Genomic DNA, 20081 nt, shown 5'->3' with positions numbered 1-20081 from the left:
ATGGAACGTCGCGGCTCGCGCCGCGCTTAGCGAGGGCGGACCTGATGTCCGCAAGGAGGATCGCCATGGCAGAGATCACCGACGCACTTGAAGCCCGGACAGGTTTGTCTCGCCCCGCGGCGATTGCCGTCGTCGTCGGCGTGCTGGGCATCAGCGCGGTGATGGGCCTCCGCAACGCGCCGGATCCGACACATCCCCGTATCCGGCGGTGGTACAAACGGCTCGACAAGCCGGCCTATACACCCCCCGATCCCGTTTTCGGCGCGGTGTGGCCGGTGCTCGAGACCGGGCTGGCGGTTGGCGGTTATCGGCTACTCCGCCTGCCTGGCGGCCGCGATCGCAATGTTGCGGCCGGGTTATGGATTCTCAACACCGCGATGGTCGGCGGCTGGACCGAATTGTTCTTCCGTCGCAAGGCGCTGGGGGCAAGTGCGGCGGCATCGGCAGCGATGGTCGCGACCAGCGCGGGCTATGTGGCGGCCGCGGCGCGGGTCGACCGGACGGCAGCGGCGGCCGGGGTGCCGTTCGTTGCCTGGCTGGGGTTCGCGACCTTGCTCGCCGAGCGGATTCGCGAGCGCAACGTCAGTCCGGCAGACGCGGCGTCGTGACGAGGCTGACGGTATGGCATGACGGCGGGTGCCCGCTATGCCGTCGCGAGATCGCGCTGATGCGGCGGCTCGATCGTCGCGGCGCGATTCATTTCGTCGATGCCGGCGACCCCGCCAGCAGCTGCCCGATCGATCGCGACGCGATGCTGGCGCGGTTCCACGCCCGCGAGGACGGGCGCTTGCTGTCGGGCGAGGCGGCGTTCGCCGCGTTGTGGCGTGCGATCCCGCTGCTGCGCCCTTTAGGGCTGGCGGCGCGGAATCCGCTCATTCTGGCCGCGCTGGAGCGAAGCTATCGGCTGTTCCTGCGTGTCCGTCCGTCGCTGCAAGCAATGGCGCGCAAACGCGAACGAAGCGTTTCGATTCGAGAGGGATAGCTTGGCACCCCCGTGCGTTCGAGGGGCCGACGCACAAGGAGTGTTTACATGAAAGCAGTAACGTTGCGGCTTCCGGCCGGGTTGGACCAGCTCTCGGTCGTGGAGCGCGCCGATCCGGGTCAGCCGGGGCCCGGCGAGATCCGCGTCGCGCTGCATGGCAGCTCGCTCAACTATCATGATCTGGGCGTGGTCACCGGGCACATGCCGACCGACGACGGCCGCATTCCGCTCGCCGACGGCGCAGGGCTGGTCGAGGCGGTTGGTGACGGCGTGACCGAGTTCGCGATCGGCGACCTGGTCGTGTCGGGCTTCTTCCCGCAGTGGCAGGACGGTACCCCGACCGTCGGCGATTTCGGGCTGACGCCGGGGGACGGCATCGACGGCTTCGCGCAGGAATTCGTCGTGCGACCCGCGACCGCGTTCACGCACGCGCCCAAGGGCTATGACGCGGTCGAGGCGGCGGCGATCACCACCGCGGGGCTGACCGCGTGGCGCGCGCTGGTCGTCGACGGCAAGCTGAAGGCGGGCGACACCGTGCTGCTGCTCGGCACCGGCGGCGTGTCGATCTGGGCGCTGCAGCTTGCCAAGGCGATGGGCGCGACGGTCGCGATCACATCGTCCTCCGACGAGAAGCTCGCGCGTGCGAAGGAACTGGGCGCCGATTTCACGCTGAACTATCGCGACCGGCCAGAATGGGGCCAGGCGATCTTCGACTGGGCGGGTGGCCGCGGCGTCGATCATGTCGTCGAGGTCGGCGGGCCAGGCACGCTCGCCCAGTCGATCCAGGCGGTGCGCGTCGGCGGGCATATCTCGCTGATCGGCGTGCTGACAGGCGTGTCGGGCGACGTGCCGACCGCGGCGCTGATGGGCAAGCAGGCGCGGCTCCAGGGTCTGATTGTCGGCAGCCGCCGCGAACAGCAGGAATTCGTCCGCGCGCTTGAAGTGACCGGAATCAAGCCGGTAATCGACAAGCGTTTCCCGCTTGACCAGTTGGCCGAGGCGTTCAAGCTGCAGGCCGGCGGTGGGCACTTCGGCAAGATCGGGGTCGAATGGTAATGACCGGAACCGCGCTGGTCGCAGGCGCCGCCGGGATCATCGGCGACGCGGTGATGCGCGAACTGGACGGCAAGGACTGGACGGTGCGCGGTCTCGCGCGCCGTTCGATCCAGGGCCACGCGTCGATCCGGGCCGATCTGACGGATGCTGACGCGACCGCGGCCGCGCTGCGCGACGCCAAGGACACGACCCACGTCTTCTACGCCGCGCTCGCGCCCGATCCGGATCTGGCGACCGAGGCGACGCGCAACGCGGCGATGCTTGGTAATCTGCTCGACGGGCTCGAGGCGGCAGGCGCGCCGCTGCAGCGCGTGATCATCTATCAGGGTTTCAAGATCTACGGCATTCATCTCGCCGCGCACGTGCCGACGCCGGCGCGCGAGAGCGATCCGCCGCACATGCCGCCCAATTTGTACATGGCGCAGGAAGCCGAACTTCGCGACCGTGCCAGCCGCAGCCGCTGGGATTACGTCGCGCTGCGCCCCGATGTCGTCGTCGGCGATATCTGGGGCAACCCGATGAACATCGCGCTGGTGGTCGGCGCGTTCGCGGAAATCAGCCGTGCGCTCGGCGTGCCGCTGCGCTTCCCTGGTACGGACCGGGCGTTCAGGCAGCTCGTCCAGTTCACCGATTCCGGGCTGCTCGCGCGTGCGAGCCGCTGGGCGGCGACGAGCACGCGGGCAGGGGGCGAGGCGTTCAACGTCACCAACGGCGACACCTTCCGCTGGGAGCGGATGTGGGACGATGTCGCGCGCCATCTGGGCCTCGAGACCGCGACGCCGGTCCCGCTGAACCTCGCCAAGCATATGGCGGACAAGGGGCCGTTGTGGCGGTCGCTGGCGGAGAAGGCCGGGCTGGCGCAGCCGGACTATGACGGCCTGGTTGGCTGGGGCTTCGGCGACTTCATCTTCAACACCGAGACCGATGTCATCTCCGACGTGAACAAGATCTACGAACACGGCTTTACCGAGCGGATGAACTCGACCGAATCGTTGCTGAACGCGATCGACAGCCTCAAGCGCCAGCGCGTTCTTCCCTGATCCCAAGGACCTATTGATGAACCAGCATCCAGCCATCGCCGCGGACCGCGTGGCGGTGATCACCGGCGGCGCGAGCGGTATCGGGCTAGCCGCGGCGCACCGCTTCGGCGCGGCGGGTATGCGCGTCCTGATCGCCGACATCGACGACGCGCAACTGGCGAGCGCCGCCAGCGAACTGCTCGGCGCCGGGTTCACCGTGTCCGCGGTGCGCACCGATGTCAGCGATCCCGGCGACATCGCGGCGCTGCGCGATGCGGCCGAGGCGCTCGGCGAGGTGGCGGTGCTGATGAACAATGCCGGCCGCGAAGGCGGCGGCGGGATCCTGGCCGGTGCCGCCGTTTGGGAGCAGACGATCGCGACCAATCTGATGGGGGCGGTGTACGGTTTGCAGGCGTTCCTACCGGGCATGCTCGCCGCCGACTGGCCGTGCGCGATCATCAACACAGGGTCGAAGCAGGGCATCACGCTGCCGCCGGGCGACACCGCGTACAACGTCAGCAAGGCGGGGCTGAAGGCGCTGACCGAAAGCCTCGCGCACGATCTGCTGCCGACCGACGGGCGGGTGAGCGTGCATCTGCTGATCCCCGGCTTCACCTTTACCGGCTTCACGCGCCGTCGCGGCGTCGACGAGAAGCCGGACGCGGCGTGGACCGCTGAACAGGTCGTGGACTTCATGCTGCCCGCGATCGCGCGCGGCGATTTCTACATCCTCTGCCCCGACAACGACGTCGCGCGCGAGACCGACGTCCGCCGCATCGCCTGGGCCGCGGGCGACATCATCGATAACCGGCCGGCGCTGTCGCGCTGGCATCCCGACCACGCCGCGGCGTTCAAGGCGCATATGGAGCGCGACGCGTGACCGCCGCTGTGATCGCCGACACCGCGCCGCCCGCCGTCCGCCGCCCGTTCGTGCTCGCCGCGGTGATGGCAGCATCGTTCATGATCGCGATCGAGGCGACGATCGTCTCGACCGCGATGCCGCAGATCGCCGGGCAGCTCGGCAACCTCCAGCTCTATTCCTGGGTGTTCTCGTCGTTCCTGCTGGCGCAGACCGCGACCACCGTCGTGTTCGGCAAGCTCGCCGATCTCTATGGCCGACGTTCGGTGCTGCTGGTCGGGATCGGCATCTTCCTGCTCGGATCGATCCTCTGCGGGTTCGCCTGGTCGATGCCCGCGCTGATCGCGTTCCGGTTGATCCAGGGGCTCGGCGCGGGCGCGATCCAGCCGGTGTCGCTGACCGTGATCGGCGACCTGTATCCGGCGCACGAGCGCGGCACGGTGCAGGGTTGGTTGGCGAGCGTGTGGGGCGTGTCGTCGGTGATCGGGCCACTCGCGGGCGGGTTGATCATCCAGCATGTCAGCTGGGCGTGGATCTTCTGGATCAACGTGCCGATCGGCCTTGCCGCCGCCGCCGGCTTCTTCGTTTTCCTGCGCGAGACGGTGTCGACGGAGGAACGCAGCGTCGACGTCGTGGGCGCCGGGCTGTTCACGGTCGCGATCGCTTCGCTGATGGTCGCCCTGACCGAGGCGGGGGCGGGCAGGACGTCGGTGACGGTGGCGGCGGGCGTGGTGTTCGTGGTCGCAGGCGTGTTGTTCGTGCTGCAGGAACGCCGCGCGCGCGATCCGATGATCGCGTTCGGCCTGTGGGCGCATCGCTCGCTGGCGGCGACCAACGCCGCGACGTTGTTCAGCGGCATGGCGGTGATCGGGCTCACCACCTTCCTGCCGATGTACGTGCAGGCGGTGATGGGGAAATCACCGCTGGTCGCCGGCTTCATGCTGACCGCGATGGTGCTCGGCTGGCCGATCGCGGCGACCCTCGGGGCGCGCAATTTCGCGCGGTTCGGACTGCGGCCGATCCTGATCGCCGGCGCGACCCTGTTGCCGATCGGGGCGATCGCGTTCGTCGTTCTGGGACCGAATATGTCGCCGTTGGTCGCGGGGCTGGGGTCGCTGGTGATGGGGTTCGGCATGGGCTTCTTCAGCACCGCCGCCATCGTGCTGATCCAGGGCAGCGTCGGCTGGGCCGAGCGCGGCGCCGCCACCGCCTCCAACATGTTCGCGCGCAACCTGGGCAGCACGCTGGGCGCGACCGTGCTGGGGGCGGTGCTCAACGCCAGCCTGGCGCGCGGGCATGCCGGGTCGCTCGATCAGATCCAGCAATTGCTGGTGCGTCACGCTCCGGCAGCGGACTCCGCGGTCAGCCGCACGGCGCTGGCGCATGGCCTGCACCTGACGTTCTGGGGTGTTTTGGTGATCGCGGTAGCGACGCTGGTGTTGGCGCTGTTCGTGCCGCGGACGCACGAGCCAGCATCCTGACCATCAGGCCCCCACGCCGCGATCGTGCGCCCAGACGATCGCGGCGCTGCGGCGGTTGACGCCGATCTTCGCGTAAAGCCGGGCAACGTGGTTGCGGATCGTGTTGCGCGACAGGCCGAGCTGTTCGGCGATCGCACCGTCGTCCATGTCCTTGCACATCAGTTCTAGCACCTCGCGCTCGCGCTTGCTGAGGTCGGTGGCAGGAGCAGCGGCATCGACCCCCGCGCCCGGATTTCGCAGCGTCGCCAGCTTGTCCATGATCGAGCGGCTGAGCCAGTTGGCGTCCTGCATCACCGCCTCGATCGCCGCAACGAGCTCGATCTCGCCGCGGCGGCGTGCGGAGATGTCCTGATACACCCACAGCACGCAAGGGCTCCCGTCGCGGCTGATCCGCTCGGCGGAGACGAGGCAGTCGACCGCCTGGCCGTCCCGGCGGAGCAAGCGGACGTCATGCCCACGAAACCCGAACGACCCGCGGATCTCGTCTTCCAGTCCTTCGCGCTGTGCTGCGTCGTTCCAGAGCTGCAGGTCGTCGGCGACCCGGCCGAGCACGGCGCGTTCGTCATAGCCGGTCAGCGCGGTGAATCCCGTGTTCACCTGTGCGATGCGGTAGTCCGCTCCCTCGGTCAGCGCCATTGCGACCGGCGCCATCTCGAACACCGAGGCGAAGTGCCGTTCGCTGGCGCGCAGCGCGTGTTCCGCGCGCCGCCGCGGCTCCAGGTCGGCGAAGGTGAAGAGCAGGCAATCCTGGTTGGCGACCTCGATCGGTTGGCCTGCGAGCACCACCAGCGTGGTGTCGCCGCCCGCGAGCGGCAATTCGGCCTCGAGTTGCGGCACCGTCTCGCCTTGCGCGACACGCTCCTTGACGAACGCCTTGCGCTCGACCCCGGCCAGGAAGTCGAAGTCGAACAGCGTCTTGGCGACGATCTCGTCGCGGTCATGACCCGACAGGTCGAGGAACCCCTGGTTGACCAGCACGAACCGCTGGTCGGCGACGCGCAGGATCAGCGCGGGGGCGGGGTTGGCGTGGAACATCGCTTCGAACCGGTCCTCCGCATCGAAACGTTCGGAGACGTCGGTGATGACGAGCCCCAGGCAGTCCGGCTCGCCGCCATCCTCGTCCATCACGATGTCGCGCACCTGGTGCACCCAGCGCGGTTCGGCGGCGCCGACGGGGGCGACCTCGACGATCAGGTCCGGAAAGCTCTCGCCCGCCAGCAGCCGCATCAGCGGATAATCGCGGCGGTGGAGCCGGTGATGGTCGCGGTAGCGCAGGTCAAAGCGCGACGCATAATCGTCCGCGGTGGCACCCAGATCGTCCAGCGCACTGACGCCGTGCGCCTTGAGCGCGGCAGGGTTGGCGCTGAGTATCACGCCGGTCGGATCCATCAGGATCACCCCCTCGATCAACCCCTCCATCAGCTGTTCGAGATGATGGAGCGTGGGCGCGTGCAGCGGCTTCGGGCTGGGTTTCGTCATCCATGCTCAGCGCCGGGCGAGCACCGGAGTTCCCGGTGCCGGCATGCAAAAACACCAATATCATAGGTAGTTCGTCACCAATCCCAAATCATTGACGCGACGCGAGAAATGAACGGAACCGGGGACTTGCTGGTTGAGCATCCCGTACCATCCATCTGCACGGGAACTCAAAATGAACCTCATCATCCTCCTCATCGTCGGCGGTCTCATCGGCTGGGTTGCCAGCATGATCATGCGGACCGACGCGCAACAGGGGGTCTTCCTCAACATCGTCGTCGGCATCGTCGGCGCGCTGCTGGCGGGCTTCATCATCACGCCGCTGATCGGTGGTGCATCGATCATGGACGGCGCGCTCAACATCCAGTCGATCCTGATCTCGCTGGTCGGCGCGGTGATCCTGCTCGCGATCGTCAACATGATGCGTCGCGGTTCGGTTCGCTGAACCCACCGACGTCGTCACCCTCATTCCCTTATCCACGGAGGCCATCATGATCGTTCGAGTGTTTGCGACCGCGGGGGCGATGCTGCTGGCATCGACCGCCTTCGCCCAGACCGCCACCCACGCCGGCGCCCACAATCCCGCCGTCAAGGACAGCGACGCCGCGCATGTCGCGGCACCCGCCAGCGGCGCTAATTCCTTTTCGCAGGACCAGGCGCGTGGCCGGATCACCAAGGCCGGTTACCGCGCAGTGTCGACGCTGGCCAAGGACAAGGACGGCGTCTGGCGCGGTACCGCGATGCGCGGCGGCAAGAAGGTCCATGTCGGGCTCGATTACAAGGGCAACGTGACCACGCGCTGATCCCATCTTCAGGAGAGATACGATGACCACGACCATTACCCGCCTGTTCGACAACTACGCCGACGCAACCGCGGCCCTCCACGATCTCGAACGCCTCGGCGTCCCCCACAACGCGGTCAGCATCGTCGCGAACAACGCCGATGGCGCACATGGCGATGCGGCGGCTGCAATCGGTGACGTCAACGACCATGGCGACGTCAGCCGCGGCGTATCGACCGGCGCAGCGCTCGGCGGTGTTGGCGGGTTGCTCGCGGGTCTGGGACTGCTTGCCATTCCCGGGCTCGGGCCGATCGTTGCCGCCGGTTGGCTGGCATCGACCGTGGTCGGCGCCGGGATCGGTGCTGCCGGCGGCGCGGCGACGGGCACGATCGTCGGCGCGCTGAAAGAGGCGGGTCACACCGACGAAGAGGCGCACGTCTATTCGGAGGGCGTCCGCCGCGGCGGCACCCTGCTCAGCGCGCGTGTCGACGATGCGCTGGCCGCCGATGCGGAAGCGGTGCTCGAGCGCAACCAGTCGGTCGACGCGGCAACGCGTGGCGCGGCATACCGCCAGAGCGGTTGGGAGCGTTTCGACGACGCTGCACCGGCGTATACTCACGACGAAGTGACCGCCGAGCGTGACCGCTATCGCACGACGCCGAGCGCCTATTGATGGATTGCTCTTTCGGCGCGTTTCGAGGCAGATAGGGCGGGGCCGCGTGTTCAGGCGGCTTTCGAATTACGGAGTATAGTGCATGAAGAAGTTTGTTACGCTCGCCGTCATGGCCGGCCTCGCATCGCTCGCCGCCTGCAACAGCAGCCCGCGCGAGAATGCCGCCGACACGATCGAGTCGAACACCGAAGCGGTTGCCGACAACATTGAAGACGCAGCCGACAACGCGACCACGACGGCTGGCGAAGAAGGCCTCGAGAACAAGGCCGATGCGGTTCGCGCGACGGGCCAGAACCAGGCCGACGACATGCGCACGAATGACCCGGACACGAACCTGTCCAACGGCATCTGACGCAAACGCGTCTGACGATTCGGAGGGCGCTCGCAGCGATGCGGGCGCCCTTTGCTTGTGTGCCGCACACGGGCGGCGTTTAGGTCGACATGCGTCTGGACGTTCGATTGTGCGTGCCGGCAAGCTGTGTCTTACTTGCCCCGGAAACCCCGGGCAGCAGCCCGGGCGGGGAACGTTATGCGCGGTATCAAGGCTTTGGCAGCGGCGCTGCTGCTGGTTCCCGGTTCCGCATTTGCGCAAGGCGACGAGATCGTCGTGCAGGGCCGCCGGTTCCAGCCCAGCGACTGGCGTGAAGCCGAGACCGCGCACGTCGTGGTCCTGAGCGATGGGCGCGAGGGCGAGGTGACGGAGATCGCGCACAACCTCGAGCGGCTCCATTTCTTGTTGTCGGTTCTGCTGGACCGCGCGCAGAAACCCGACGAGACGGTCAAGCTGCGCGTGACGCTGATTGGCGGTGCTGCCGAGTTCCAGGCGATGAGCTTACGCAATCTGCGCTGGCAGCAGGGTCCGTTCAATCCGGCGTTCGACCTCAGCCGCTATTATGATCCGCGCGAGGACGGCGCGGTGCTCGCGACGACGCGGATCGACCAGAAGGCGGTGATCGAACGCGGCACGAACATGGCGCTCCTTGGGCTGCAACTGCCGGGGGCCGGCGCCGCGGAAAGTGGTGGCGCGATCGCCGCACAGAGCGCGCTGTTCGGCTTGCAGAGCGCGCCCGACCTGATCGCACCCGCCAACGAACTGTCGGTGCCGATCTCGGCGGAGACGATGATTTATGCGGGGTTCGCGCAGCATTATCTGCAGACGTTCTTCCCTGTCGCCTATCCGCGCTGGTACCTCGACGGTTTCGGGCAGATATTCTCGACGCTGGTGACGCGCGGCGACGGCGTGATGGAATATGGCCGCGCGCCCGAAGGCAGCACCACCGTGCTGCGCAGTTTCGGCAGCTATTCGTTGCCCGACGTGCTCAGCGGCCGCTATCTCGAACAGCCGGGCAAGCGGACGCGGTGGACGCCGGTTCACGCCTGGATGCTCACCCACTTCCTGTTCTTTTCGAGCGAGCGAAACGGCCAGCTCCGCCAATATCTGAAGGCGATCGCCGCCGGCATCCCCGCCGATCAGGCGATGACCGCGTTCGGCGACATGGACGTGCTGGCCAAGGACCTGAAGCGCTATTTCCGCGCGAAAAAGCCGTATGAACGCATGACCTATCCGGCCACCAATGCCGAAGCACCGATCGTCCGGCGGTTGACGATGGCGCAGGCGGCGTTCGTGAAGGGCCGTCTCGAGCTGGGGTCGCGGGTCGAGATACCGCCCGCGCCGTCCGCCGACGCCGATCCTGCGGTGGCGAAGCAAATGATCAGGGCGCGTGCCGAGGCGCTCGAACAGCGCGACAAATGGCTGCAACGCCTGCGGGCCGACGCGACCCGGTACGCGGGCGATCCCGATGCGCAGCTCCTGCTCGCCGAGGCCGAATGCCGCAGCGGCAACGCCGCCGAATGCCGCAGCGCCGCCGATCGCGCGCTGGCGCTGATGCCGGGCAGCGCGGCGGCGCTGACGTGGAAGGGCAGCGCGATCGCACAACTGGCGGCCGTAGCGCCGGGCGCGGAGCGCGCCACCGCGCTGCGCGAGGCGCGAGCGACGATCGGCCGCGCCAACCGGCTCGATACCGACGCCCCGTTGCCGCTGGTCGCCTATTATCGCAGCTATGTCGTGGCGGGCGATCCGCCGCCGAGCATCGCCATCGACGGGCTTACCAAGGCGCTGATGGTGGTCCCGAATTCTCCGACCACGCGACTGGCACTTGGCACCGCGCTGGCCCGGCGCGGTGACGCGGTGGCGGCGCGGACGGTTCTGCGGCCGGTGGCGCTCGGCGGGTATGAGTCCCCCGAGCGCGGGGGTGCGAAGGCCGTGCTGGCGGCGCTGCCGACGCCCTGATCGGCTCGCGGCCCGCGGGACGCATGCCGGAGATTTCCTCCCCCGTTCGCTCGGGGCGAACGGGGGAGGAGCGTCAATCCTCGCGGTTACTTGTCCGCCCGGATCAGTTCGGTCGCGGCGAGATGCTCGGCCAGGAACCACACTTGCGGTTCGTTGGTGCGGATGATGTCGCTGACCAGCAGGTCGTTGGTACCGTCGTCGCCCGATTCGTCGGCCTGTTCGGCGCCCTCATGCGCCTGGCGCAGGATGATCTCATGCGCTTCGAGCAGCCGCGCGAGCTGCGTCGGCACGTCCTCGCGGCCCTTGGGCGGGCGGGGGATGCGGGTCATCTCGGCGACATCGGGCGCCATTGCGATGCTGATCCCGCCCAGCGCCATGATCCGCTCGGCGATGGTGTCGACCAAGGCTGCCTGCGCTTCGTAATGCGTGTCGAGCAACAAATGCAGTTGATAGAAGGTCGCGCCCGACATCTGCCAGTGATGCTTCTTGTACATGTCGCGCAGCGTCATCGTGTCGGCCAGCACCTGGTTGAGGATCGCTACGCTCTGCGCGCGCGCATTGTCTTCGAGTGCGATCGGCAAATTCTTCAGCGTGCCATAGGGTTGGATTTCGCGGTAGGCGACCTTGTACTGCGGTTGCGCTTCGGCGTTTGCGGCGGTCTTGGCGACTTTTACCGGCTTCTTGGCCATTGGATATCCTGTCTGCTGGAGTGAAACCTGATCCAGCGATCTTCGGTCACACGGTCGTGCGGCGCAAGTCTGATCCCGGCGCCGCCGTGCCAGTACCTATTCGCACCGATTTCCGATCGGGTTGCGCTTTTCGTTCGCGCGGCCGCTTGCCACTCTGGCCGGCGATCAGGGGGCGGGGGCTTCGATGGGACGCGTTTCGTACGCCGCGGTCGCCGCGGCTTTGCTGCTCGGCGGTTGCACGCATACCAAGCAGCTCGCCGATATCGGTTTCCAGCCGCCCGAGGGCAGCTATCGGCTGATCGTGATGCGTCCCGACGTGTCGGTTGGCCTGTTGACCGCGGGCGGGGCGGTCGAGCCGCGCGAGGAATGGACCACCGCGGCGCGCGCCAACATCCTGCGGGCCATCGAAGCGCAGCAGGCTGGGCGCGGCGGCACCGTCACGATCGCTGCGACGCGCGACGTCACCGGTTCGGATCCGACCGCGGTCGCCGATCTCGACCGGCTCCACGGCGCGGTCGGCACCGCGATCCGTATCCACAAATATGGCGGACTTTCGCTGCCGACGAAGAAGGGACGGTTCGACTGGACGCTCGGCGACGACGCGGTGCGGTTCGGGCTCGCGACCGGCTATGACTATGCGCTGTTCCTACATGCCGAAGACAGTTTCGCGAGCACGGGGCGGGTCGCGGTGCAGGCGCTGGGCATGCTCGGCTGCGTCGTCGGCTTCTGCGTCGTCGCGCATGGCGGGCAACAGGCGGCATTCGCGTCGCTGGTGGACCTGAAGACCGGTCGGGTCGTCTGGTTCAACGCGCTGAATTCGAGCGTCGGCGACATCCGCGAGCCTGCCGGTGCGGACACGATGATCGCGAAACTGCTCGACCGGATGAAGCCCGGCAAGCGCGTGATGGCCGCAGCGCGATGACCACCCGCCGCGTGTTCGTCGTGGGCGGGGTGTGCGGTTGCGCCTTCCACGGTGCCGCGGTTGCCGAACACATCCGCCCTGCGGCGATGCACGCGCTGATCGGGCCCGATTATCGCCCCGCCGATGCCGACGAACGCGGGCTGTGGCAGGATCTCGGCCGGCTCGAGACCGAGATCGCGTCGTCGAACCGATTACTGCAGTCCCCCGACATGCAACGCTACACGGAGGGTGTGATGGCGCGCTTGCTCGGCGACCGCGCGCGTGAGACGCGGGTCTATCTGATCCACGATGCCGAGTTCAACGCGTCGATGGCACCGAACGGGATGATGATCGTCAATACCGGGCTGCTCGCGCGGTGCCGCGACGAGGCGCAGTTCGCGACCGTGCTCGGCCATGAATGCGCGCATTATCTGCGCCGTCATTCGCTCCAGCGCTGGCGCGACACGCGGACCAAGACCGGGATCATGGCGTTCGTCGGCGCGGGGACCGGCGTGGTGGCGGGCGTCGCAGCGGGGGTGGGGGGCGACGCGCGGACCTGGATCGATCTCGCCAACGCGATCAACGGCGCGCTCGTCCTGTCGATCCTTCGGTTCAGCCGTGAACAGGAGGCGGAGGCCGACGCCTATGGCATCGCGCTGATCGACGCAGCGGGGTATCCGCCCGACGCCGCGGCGGCGATGTGGCGGCAGGTGATCGAGGAACGTCGCGCCAGCGCGCGCGCGCGCGACAAGCGCTACCGCGATAAGGCGCGAAACGCGCTGTCTACGCATCCGCCGAGCGCGGAGCGGATGCTCGACCTGTCGGCGTCGGCGCGCGAACTGGAGGCGGCGTCGGTCCCCCCGCGTCGGTATGACGGGCGCCGTTCCGAATGGCTCGCCGCGGTCGCGCCGCTCCGCGCGCAGCTGCTCGACGAGCAGATCAAGCTCAACGATCCGGGTGCCAGCCTCTATCTCGTCGCCGCGCTCGCGCAAGGACAGTGGGACGGCCTGCTGCGCTATTATGAGGGCGAGGCGTATCGGCTGCGCGACGAACCCGGCGACGCCGTGCGCGCAACCGCCGCCTATGCCCAGGCGGTGGGTTTCAGCGACGCGCCGCCCGAGGCGTGGCGTGCCAACGGCTATGCGTTGCTCAAGGCGGGCAATGCCGAACAGGGTCGGGCATCGCTGGCACGGTATCTCGACCGCAAACCCGATGCGACCGACGCGGCGATGGTCCGCTTCGTGCTCGCGCCATGAGGAGCCCGCCGATGCGCGCATTCCCCCTCGTCCTGCTGCTCGCGCTCGCCGCCTGCGCGCCGCGCTATACGTTGGTGCCGCCGTCTACCGTCGCGGTCGCGAAGAACGGCATGCGCGTGCATCCCGGCACCGCGTGGAACAGGGCGCCGAAGGGGCGGCACGATATTGCCTGGGAAGAGAATTGGACCGCGAACGGCCCTGGTCTCGATTCGATCGGGTTCATCGGCGGGCTGCCCGATGGCGAGGCGATCGCCAAGCAGCGCCGCAAGGCCGACCGCCAAGTGCCGGTGTTCCGCGCGACGATGAGCCCGCAGGATCTCGTCGCGATGATCGAGAGCTATTACCGGATCCGCGCCGGCGCCGCGCTGTTCGAGACCCGCGGCGTCGCGCCTGTCACCTTCCTGGGGCAGCCCGGACTGCAATTCGACTTCGCCTATGTCGGCGCGGACGAGGTCAAGCGGCGCGGCCGTGCGGTGCTCGCGGTGGTCGACGGCAAATTCTACTGTGCCTCGCTCGACGGCGCCGAACTCCATTACTTCGACGCCGCGCTACCCGAGTTCGACGCGATCACGCGGTCCGCCACCCGCCGTTGATCTTGACGAAACGCCATCCGGGGGGAAAGCGGCTGCGATTGGAGATGCGCATGACCGAAGTCCCGTTGATCGCCGGAATCGAACTCGGCGGCACCAAATGCATCTGCATCCTCGCGCGCGGCCCCGGCGAGATCGAGGAGACGGTGCGGATCCCGACGACGCGACCCGACGAGACACTCTCCGCGATCGAGGCGGTGCTCGACCGCTGGAGCGGGTTCGTCGCGATCGGAATCGCCAGCTTCGGCCCCGTCTCGATCGACCGGCATGCGGCCGACTATGGGCATATCACCTCGACCCCCAAGCCGGGCTGGGCCGGCACCGACATCGCCGGGCGGCTGCAGCGACGCTACGGCGTGCCGACCGGGTTCCACAGCGACGTCGTCGGCGCGGCGCTCGCCGAAGCCCGCTGGGGCGCCGCCAAGGGGTTAGCCGACATCGCCTATGTCACCGTCGGCACGGGGGTCGGCGCCGGGATGATCGCGGGCGGGCGCCCGGTCGACGGGCTGACCCACAGCGAACTCGGCCATATCCGCCCGGTTCGCGTGCCCGGCGACGACTGGATCGGCGCGTGTCCGTTCCACGGTGCCTGCGTCGAGGGGCTCGCGGCGGGGCCGGCGATCGCCGCGCGGATCGGCCACCCGGCCAACGAGGCGCCCGCCGATCATCCGGTGTGGGATGGCGTCGCGCACGCGCTCGGCCAGTTGCTGCACGTGCTCGTGCTCACCGGAATCCCGCGGCGGATCGTGATGGGCGGCGGGGTGATGGGGGCGACGCATCTGTACCCGCGTGTCCGAGCGGCGATGACGCGCAGTCTCGGCGGTTACGTGACCCTGCCAGACGTGGCGCTGACCGACAACTTCGTCGTGGCGCCGGCGCTTGGCGACAATGCCGGGCCGCTGGGTGCGATCGTGCTCGGAGATCAGGCATTGCAAGATCAGCAAAATGGTTCTTTTACGAGAGTTTAACCACATCCGCCTACCCGCGCTCAGCAAGACAGAGCGTTAAGGTTTGCGTCCTCAGACGCGACGACCTGCCGCCGAGGAGCGGATGTTTCGATGCGTATTTTGATCGTGGATGACGAGCCCGGGATGCACGACAGCTACCGGCGCAGTTTCGCCGGCCAGCGATCGGACCGCAGCACCGCGCTCGGCGCGATGGCCGCCGACCTGTTCGGCACCGACGTCGCGATCGCCGACGATTCGCTCGCGTTCACGTTCGTCCACGTCAATCAGGGCCTCGTTGCGATCGTGCGGGTCGAACAGGCGTTGGCGGCGAACGACCCGTTCGCGGTCGCGTTCATCGACGTGCGGATGCCGCCGGGCATCGACGGCCGCGAGACCGCGCGGAAGATCCGCACGCTCGATCCCGATATCAACCTGGTCATCGTCACCGGCTATTCCGACTATCTACCGGTCGAGATCAGCAAGGTCGCCGGCCCGGCCGACAAGATCTTCTATATCGCCAAACCGTTCGAAGTGGCCGAGATCGTCCAGGCCGCGACCGCGCTCTCCCGCCGCTGGCAGATCGACCGCGATCTGGCGCAGGCCCGCGCGACGCTTGCCGAACAGGTCGTCCAGCTCGAACAACAGGCCGCCGAGCTCGCCGCGAACGAAAGCCGCGCGCTGCACCTGGCGACGCACGACTCGCTGACCGACGCACCCAACCGTCTCGCCTTCCTGCGCGCACTCGCCGAGCGCACCCGCTGCGACGGACTGTTCGCGACCGTGATGGTCGATCTCGATCGCTTCAAACTGGTCAACGACACGCTCGGCCATCTCGCCGGCGACGCGCTGATCCGTGAGATCTGCGCGATCTTGAACCGCTCGACGCCCGACGGCGCGATCGTCGCACGGCTTGGCGGCGACGAATTCGGGATCCTGTTCGATACGCCCGGCGAAGACGCCGCGGTGATGGCGTGCAACCGCGTGATCGCGGCCTGCGCGGTCAGCGTGCAGCTGTTCGGCAGTTCGGTACGCGCCGGCGCGTCGGCGGGGCTCGTCGTCACGCGCGGCGGGCAGGGCGGCGACCCCAACGACGTGATGCGCCACGCGGATCTCGCGCTCAACGACGCCAAGCGCGGCGGGCGTGGCCTGGCCCGGCTGTTCGACGAAAGCATGGACGAAGGCATCCGCTTCCGCCGTCGTGTCGAGGGGGGGCTCGGCAAGGCGATCGAGCGCCGCGAACTCAGCCTGGTCTACCAGCCGATCGTGGCGCGCGACACGGTCGCGGTCATCGGCTTCGAAGCATTGTTGCGTTGGAACACCACCGAATATGGGCCGATCACGCCCGCCATCTTCATCCCGATCGCGGAGGAATCGAACCTCATCCACGAGCTTGGCGATTGGGTGCTGCAGGAAGCGCTGGACGTGATGAAACAGTGGCCGGGTCAATATGTCTCGGTCAATTTCAGCCCGCGTCAGTTCCGCCGTCACAATTTCGTCGGCCACGTCATGGAAACCGTGCTGCGCGCCGGGGTCGAGCCCGCGCGGCTGCAGATCGAGATCACCGAGACCGCGATCTTCGACGACGCCGAACGCGCCGCCGAGACGCTATACAAGCTGCGTCAGATGGGGTTCCGGATCGCGCTAGACGATTTCGGCACCGGCTATTCCAGCCTCTACAACATCCGCAAATTCGCGCTCGATTGCCTCAAGATCGACCGGTCGTTCATCGACGGCATGGGCCGAGAGCGCGAGAGCGCGGCGATCGTCCATTCGATCATCCAGCTCGGCCGTGCGCTTGGGTTGGGCGTGATCGCGGAGGGCGTCGAGACCGAGGCACAGGTCCAGGCGCTCCGGGTTGCGGGCGCGAGCCATCTGCAGGGGCATTTCTTTTCGGCCCCGGTCGCCGCGGACCGCGCGCGCGCGATGGCCGAAGCCGGTCATGTCGGCGGCACCGTCGACGATCAGGTCGGCTTGGGGGGCGGGGCGCTCGGCTGATGCGCCGCCCGCGGCCTGTATCGCTTGGCGCCAAGCTGGTGCTGATCATGACCTCGGTGGGCGCCGCCGGGGCGCTCGCCATCACGCTACTGCTCGCGTGCATCATCATGCCGAGCTTCGAGACGCTCGAGGTCAAGGCGATCGCCAGTCGTGTTGAGCGCACCGGCGCCGCGCTCGCCCGGATCGAAGCCCATGCGGAAATCGCCGCACGCGATTATGGCAGTCAACGGCTGAACCCGGATTCCATGGAACGCCTCGCCGGTCCGCCGGTAGAGCACGATACCGGAGCGCCTGGGCTGGCCTATGTCAGGTCGAACGGCGGCACCGTTCTCGCCTATTGGCGCGATCCCCGCACGGGCGCCGACCGGCCGGCCATGCGCCGCGCGTTGCTTGCCGCGATTGTCGGATTCGATCTGCCGGTGGCGCTTGCGGGCCGGAACGCGCGGGGTTTCTACGCGCGCGTCGGCAACGGCGTCGCGGCGATCGGACTGGCGCGCGTGCTCGGCGTCGAGGGGGCCGGGCCGCCGGGCGGCTATGTCGTCGTTGCCCATATGGTCAGCGCACGGCGGCTTTCCCAGCAGCTCGGGTTGCGCGCGCAGATCGACGCGGCGGCGGTTGGCGATAGCGTGACCGTCACCAAAGCCCACCGGACGCTGTCGATCGCGGTGCCGATGATCGGGGTCGACCGCCATGCGGTCGCCGCTGCGCGGCTCGATGTGCCGCGCGAGGTCGCGTTGCTCGGCGCCCGGGTCTTGCTGCTGGCGGTGGCGGGGTCGATTCTGTTGCTGCTGTTGGTGCTGGTCGTGCTGCGCCGCCTGATCGCGCGCCTCGTGCTGCGCCCGCTCCGCCGGATCGAGGATCATATGCAACGCGTCCCCGCCTCGGGCTCGCTGGCGCTGCTCCAAGAGGACGGCCGGGAGGATGAGATCGGCGCGCTCGGGCGCAGTTTCAACACGATGCTGCAGCAGCTGCGCGATCTGCGCGAACGGCTCGAGGTCCAGTCGTTCGATCTGGGGCGCAGCGAAAGCGCGGTCACCGTCATGCACAATGTCCGCAATGCGCTGAACCCGATCAGCACCATCCTGAGCCAGGGGTTGGCGCAGGAGCCGCCGATCGACCGCACCGTGCTCGATCGCGCGGTGGCCGAGCTCGCGCGCGACGATGTGCCGCCAGCGCGGCGTGACAAGCTCGCCGCGTTCGTCACCGCCGCAATCGAGGCGGACGACCATGGTCGCAGCGTCACGCGGCGTGAACTCGCGGTCGGACGCGAGGCGATGACGCATGTGCTCGACATCATCGGCCAGCAGCAAAGGGCGGCGCACGAGCGGCCGATGCTCGAGGTCTGCGACGTGACCGACATCATCGCGCGCAACGCGACGATCGCACGCTATGCGGAAGGCGCGTCGATCGCGTTCAGCTTCCCGAGCGAACCCCATTACGTCCTCGCAAGCCGGGTGATCCTGAGCCAGGTGATCGGCAACGTGTTCGGCAATGCCGCCGAATCGATCGTCGCGCGCGGCCGTGGCAGCGGGACGATCGCCGCCACCGTGCATGTCGAGGATGGACATGTGGCGCTCGAGATCCGCGACGATGGGGAGGGGTTTTCGCCCGAGATCGGTGCGCTGCTGTTCCAGCGCGGCTTCTCGACACGGGCGCACAAATCGGGCGGACTTGGCCTCCACTGGTGCGCCAATTCGATGACCGCGATGGGCGGCGGGCTCCGGCTGTCCAGCGAGGGATGGGGGTGTGGCGCCGTCGCGATCCTGACGCTGCCGGCCGCGAATGCCGAGTCCGCGGGGCGTCCCGTGCTCGTCCAGGATGCGGCGGGTACCGACATTATTCCAGCGTAACCGAAGCCCGATGCGAGGCGCCGTTGCGTCCGTGGGGCCGCCCGGCCCGGGGGCAGTGTCTTCAGAGCGGCGCCGGCTTACAGCGGCAAACCCGGTTGCACCTCGACCACGTCTTCGCCGACGATCCCCGACAGCGTCAGCCCCAGCAGCCGCACGCCGTCGGGGACCGGCAGCTGCGCGGTCAACAGCTCCTGCCCCGCGGCGAGGAACGCCGCCTTGTCCGACACCGCGCGCGTGAACGAGCGGGCGCGCGTGATCGTCCGGAAATCGGCGTGACGCAGCTTCAGCGTCACCGTCCGCCCCTTGGCATCGTGGCGCGCGATCCGCACCCAGGCGGCCTCGGCGACCCGCTCCATCGCATCGCGCAAGTCGGCGGGATCGGTCAGATTCGTCTCGAACGTGCGTTCCGCGCCGACCGACTTGGCGACGCGGTTGACGCGCACGGGTCGATGATCGACGCCGCGTGCCGCGCGGTAGAGATAGTCCGCGGAGCTGCCGAAATGCGCTTGCAGGAAGGCCAGGGGCTGGTCACGCAGGTCGGCGCCGGACAGGATGCCGAGCCGCTCCATCTTCTGCGCGGTGACCGGCCCGACGCCGTGGAAGCGTTTCACCGGCAACGACGCGACGAAGGCCGCGCCCTTGTGCGGCGGGATCACGCAGATGCCGTCCGGCTTGTTCTGGTCCGATGCGAGCTTGGCGATGAACTTGTTGTAGCTGACCCCGGCCGACGCGGTCAGCCCGGTGGCCTCGCGGATCCGCGCACGGATCTCTTCGGCGATCGCCTTGGCCGATCCGAGCCCGCGGATATCGTCGGTGACGTCCAAATACGCCTCGTCGAGCGATAGCGGTTCGACCAGCGCGCTGTAATCGGCGAAGATCGCGCGGATCTGATCCGACACCGTCTTGTAGACGTCGAACCGCGGCCTGACGAAGATCAGGTCGGGGCAGCGCCGGATCGCGGTCACCGACGGCATTGCGCTGCGCACCCCGAACACGCGCGCTTCGTAGCTCGCGGCAGCCACCACGCCGCGCGCGCGCGACCCGCCGACCGCGACCGGTTTGTCCCGGAGCGCCGGGTCGTCCCGCTGTTCGACCGATGCGAAGAAGGCATCCATGTCGACATGGATGACCTTGCGCTGCACGGGCGGCAGGGTAGAGGGGGCGCGGTCGGGCATCGTCCGGCATAGATAGGCGGCAAACGGTTCCCATGACAGACCGTCTGGCTGCATCATACT

General features: G+C 68.1%; 20 protein-coding genes. 17 read left to right on the top strand and 3 right to left on the bottom strand.

Features of this window, described 5'->3' with window-relative positions; translation table 11 throughout:
• Nucleotides 1-65: 65 nt before the first annotated feature.
• The 6 genes from U1701_RS16085 to U1701_RS16060 are packed head-to-tail and all read left to right on the top strand — an operon-like array spanning nucleotide 66 to nucleotide 5397.
• On the top strand, nucleotides 66-608 hold the full coding sequence (locus U1701_RS16085; RefSeq protein WP_332783592.1) for a TspO/MBR family protein: 543 nt from the start codon (nucleotides 66-68) through the stop codon (nucleotides 606-608).
• Entirely contained in the window at nucleotides 605-982 is a 378-nt protein-coding gene (locus U1701_RS16080; protein WP_332783591.1) for a thiol-disulfide oxidoreductase DCC family protein, read from the top strand. Before U1701_RS16085 ends, U1701_RS16080 begins: the two co-directional genes overlap by 4 nt.
• 48 nt (nucleotides 983-1030) lie before the next feature.
• On the top strand, nucleotides 1031-2038 hold the full coding sequence (locus U1701_RS16075) for a zinc-dependent alcohol dehydrogenase family protein (protein ID WP_332783590.1): 1008 nt from the start codon (nucleotides 1031-1033) through the stop codon (nucleotides 2036-2038).
• Nucleotides 2032-3078, top strand: coding sequence for an SDR family oxidoreductase (locus U1701_RS16070; RefSeq protein ID WP_332783589.1), 1047 nt, complete (start codon nucleotides 2032-2034; stop codon nucleotides 3076-3078). The genes U1701_RS16075 and U1701_RS16070 overlap by 7 nt, the downstream gene beginning before the upstream one ends.
• A gap of 16 nt (nucleotides 3079-3094) precedes the next feature.
• Nucleotides 3095-3937 carry an SDR family NAD(P)-dependent oxidoreductase gene (locus U1701_RS16065; protein WP_332783588.1) on the top strand — a complete coding sequence of 281 codons (843 nt, stop codon included), beginning with the start codon at nucleotides 3095-3097 and terminating at the stop codon, nucleotides 3935-3937.
• Nucleotides 3934-5397 carry an MDR family MFS transporter gene (locus U1701_RS16060; RefSeq protein ID WP_332783587.1) on the top strand — a complete coding sequence of 488 codons (1464 nt, stop codon included), beginning with the start codon at nucleotides 3934-3936 and terminating at the stop codon, nucleotides 5395-5397. The genes U1701_RS16065 and U1701_RS16060 overlap by 4 nt, the downstream gene beginning before the upstream one ends.
• Nucleotides 5398-5400: 3 nt before the next feature.
• On the opposite strand, the gene U1701_RS16055 is transcribed toward U1701_RS16060, so the two are convergent.
• Nucleotides 5401-6876 (bottom strand): PAS domain S-box protein, encoded by a 1476-nt coding sequence (locus U1701_RS16055; protein ID WP_332783586.1) that lies wholly within the window; start codon nucleotides 6874-6876, stop codon nucleotides 5401-5403.
• Between the two features lie 172 nt (nucleotides 6877-7048).
• Here U1701_RS16055 and U1701_RS16050 point away from each other — a divergent pair, with 172 nt between their 5' ends.
• From U1701_RS16050 to U1701_RS16030, 5 genes are all read left to right on the top strand, one after another.
• On the top strand, nucleotides 7049-7318 hold the full coding sequence (locus tag U1701_RS16050) for a GlsB/YeaQ/YmgE family stress response membrane protein (RefSeq protein ID WP_332783585.1): 270 nt from the start codon (nucleotides 7049-7051) through the stop codon (nucleotides 7316-7318).
• A 46-nt stretch (nucleotides 7319-7364) separates the two neighbouring features.
• A complete protein-coding gene (locus tag U1701_RS16045) occupies nucleotides 7365-7676 on the top strand; it encodes a hypothetical protein (RefSeq protein ID WP_332783584.1) in 312 nt (103 codons plus the stop codon).
• A gap of 22 nt (nucleotides 7677-7698) precedes the next feature.
• The gene (locus tag U1701_RS16040; RefSeq protein WP_332783583.1) at nucleotides 7699-8328 is read left to right on the top strand and encodes a hypothetical protein; all 630 of its coding nucleotides are present in this window, start codon (nucleotides 7699-7701) and stop codon (nucleotides 8326-8328) included.
• Between the two features lie 82 nt (nucleotides 8329-8410).
• On the top strand, nucleotides 8411-8680 hold the full coding sequence (locus U1701_RS16035) for a hypothetical protein (RefSeq protein WP_332783582.1): 270 nt from the start codon (nucleotides 8411-8413) through the stop codon (nucleotides 8678-8680).
• Between the two features lie 177 nt (nucleotides 8681-8857).
• Entirely contained in the window at nucleotides 8858-10618 is a 1761-nt protein-coding gene (locus U1701_RS16030) for a tetratricopeptide repeat protein (protein WP_332783581.1), read from the top strand.
• A gap of 86 nt (nucleotides 10619-10704) precedes the next feature.
• On the opposite strand, the gene U1701_RS16025 is transcribed toward U1701_RS16030, so the two are convergent.
• Nucleotides 10705-11307, bottom strand: coding sequence for a Dps family protein (locus tag U1701_RS16025; RefSeq protein WP_332783580.1), 603 nt, complete (start codon nucleotides 11305-11307; stop codon nucleotides 10705-10707).
• 184 nt (nucleotides 11308-11491) lie between these two features.
• On the opposite strand from U1701_RS16025, the gene U1701_RS16020 reads away from it, so the two are divergent.
• The 6 genes from U1701_RS16020 to U1701_RS15995 all read left to right on the top strand — a co-directional run bounded on the left by U1701_RS16020 (nucleotide 11492) and on the right by U1701_RS15995 (nucleotide 18846).
• Nucleotides 11492-12229 (top strand): hypothetical protein, encoded by a 738-nt coding sequence (locus tag U1701_RS16020; protein ID WP_332783579.1) that lies wholly within the window; start codon nucleotides 11492-11494, stop codon nucleotides 12227-12229.
• Nucleotides 12226-13464 (top strand): M48 family metalloprotease, encoded by a 1239-nt coding sequence (locus tag U1701_RS16015; protein ID WP_332783578.1) that lies wholly within the window; start codon nucleotides 12226-12228, stop codon nucleotides 13462-13464. Before U1701_RS16020 ends, U1701_RS16015 begins: the two co-directional genes overlap by 4 nt.
• Before the next feature lie 11 nt (nucleotides 13465-13475).
• Entirely contained in the window at nucleotides 13476-14057 is a 582-nt protein-coding gene (locus tag U1701_RS16010) for a hypothetical protein (RefSeq protein ID WP_332783577.1), read from the top strand.
• A gap of 50 nt (nucleotides 14058-14107) precedes the next feature.
• Nucleotides 14108-15022 (top strand): ROK family protein, encoded by a 915-nt coding sequence (locus U1701_RS16005; RefSeq protein ID WP_332783576.1) that lies wholly within the window; start codon nucleotides 14108-14110, stop codon nucleotides 15020-15022.
• A 90-nt stretch (nucleotides 15023-15112) separates the two neighbouring features.
• Entirely contained in the window at nucleotides 15113-16996 is a 1884-nt protein-coding gene (locus tag U1701_RS16000) for a putative bifunctional diguanylate cyclase/phosphodiesterase (protein ID WP_332783575.1), read from the top strand.
• Nucleotides 16996-18846: an ATP-binding protein gene (locus U1701_RS15995; protein ID WP_332783574.1), complete on the top strand. Its 1851-nt coding sequence runs from the start codon at nucleotides 16996-16998 to the stop codon at nucleotides 18844-18846. The genes U1701_RS16000 and U1701_RS15995 overlap by 1 nt, the downstream gene beginning before the upstream one ends.
• A 77-nt stretch (nucleotides 18847-18923) precedes the next feature.
• Here U1701_RS15995 and dinB read toward each other — a convergent pair whose 3' ends face one another.
• Nucleotides 18924-20021, bottom strand: coding sequence for a DNA polymerase IV (dinB, locus tag U1701_RS15990; protein ID WP_332783573.1), 1098 nt, complete (start codon nucleotides 20019-20021; stop codon nucleotides 18924-18926).
• Between the last annotated feature and the right edge of the window lie 60 nt (nucleotides 20022-20081).

The sequence above is a fragment of the Sphingomonas rhamnosi genome (assembly GCF_036663615.1).
Taxonomy (GTDB): domain Bacteria; phylum Pseudomonadota; class Alphaproteobacteria; order Sphingomonadales; family Sphingomonadaceae; genus Sphingomonas.
Note: the sequence above shows the minus strand (reverse complement) of the source record. Positions and strands in the feature narration are given on the sequence as shown.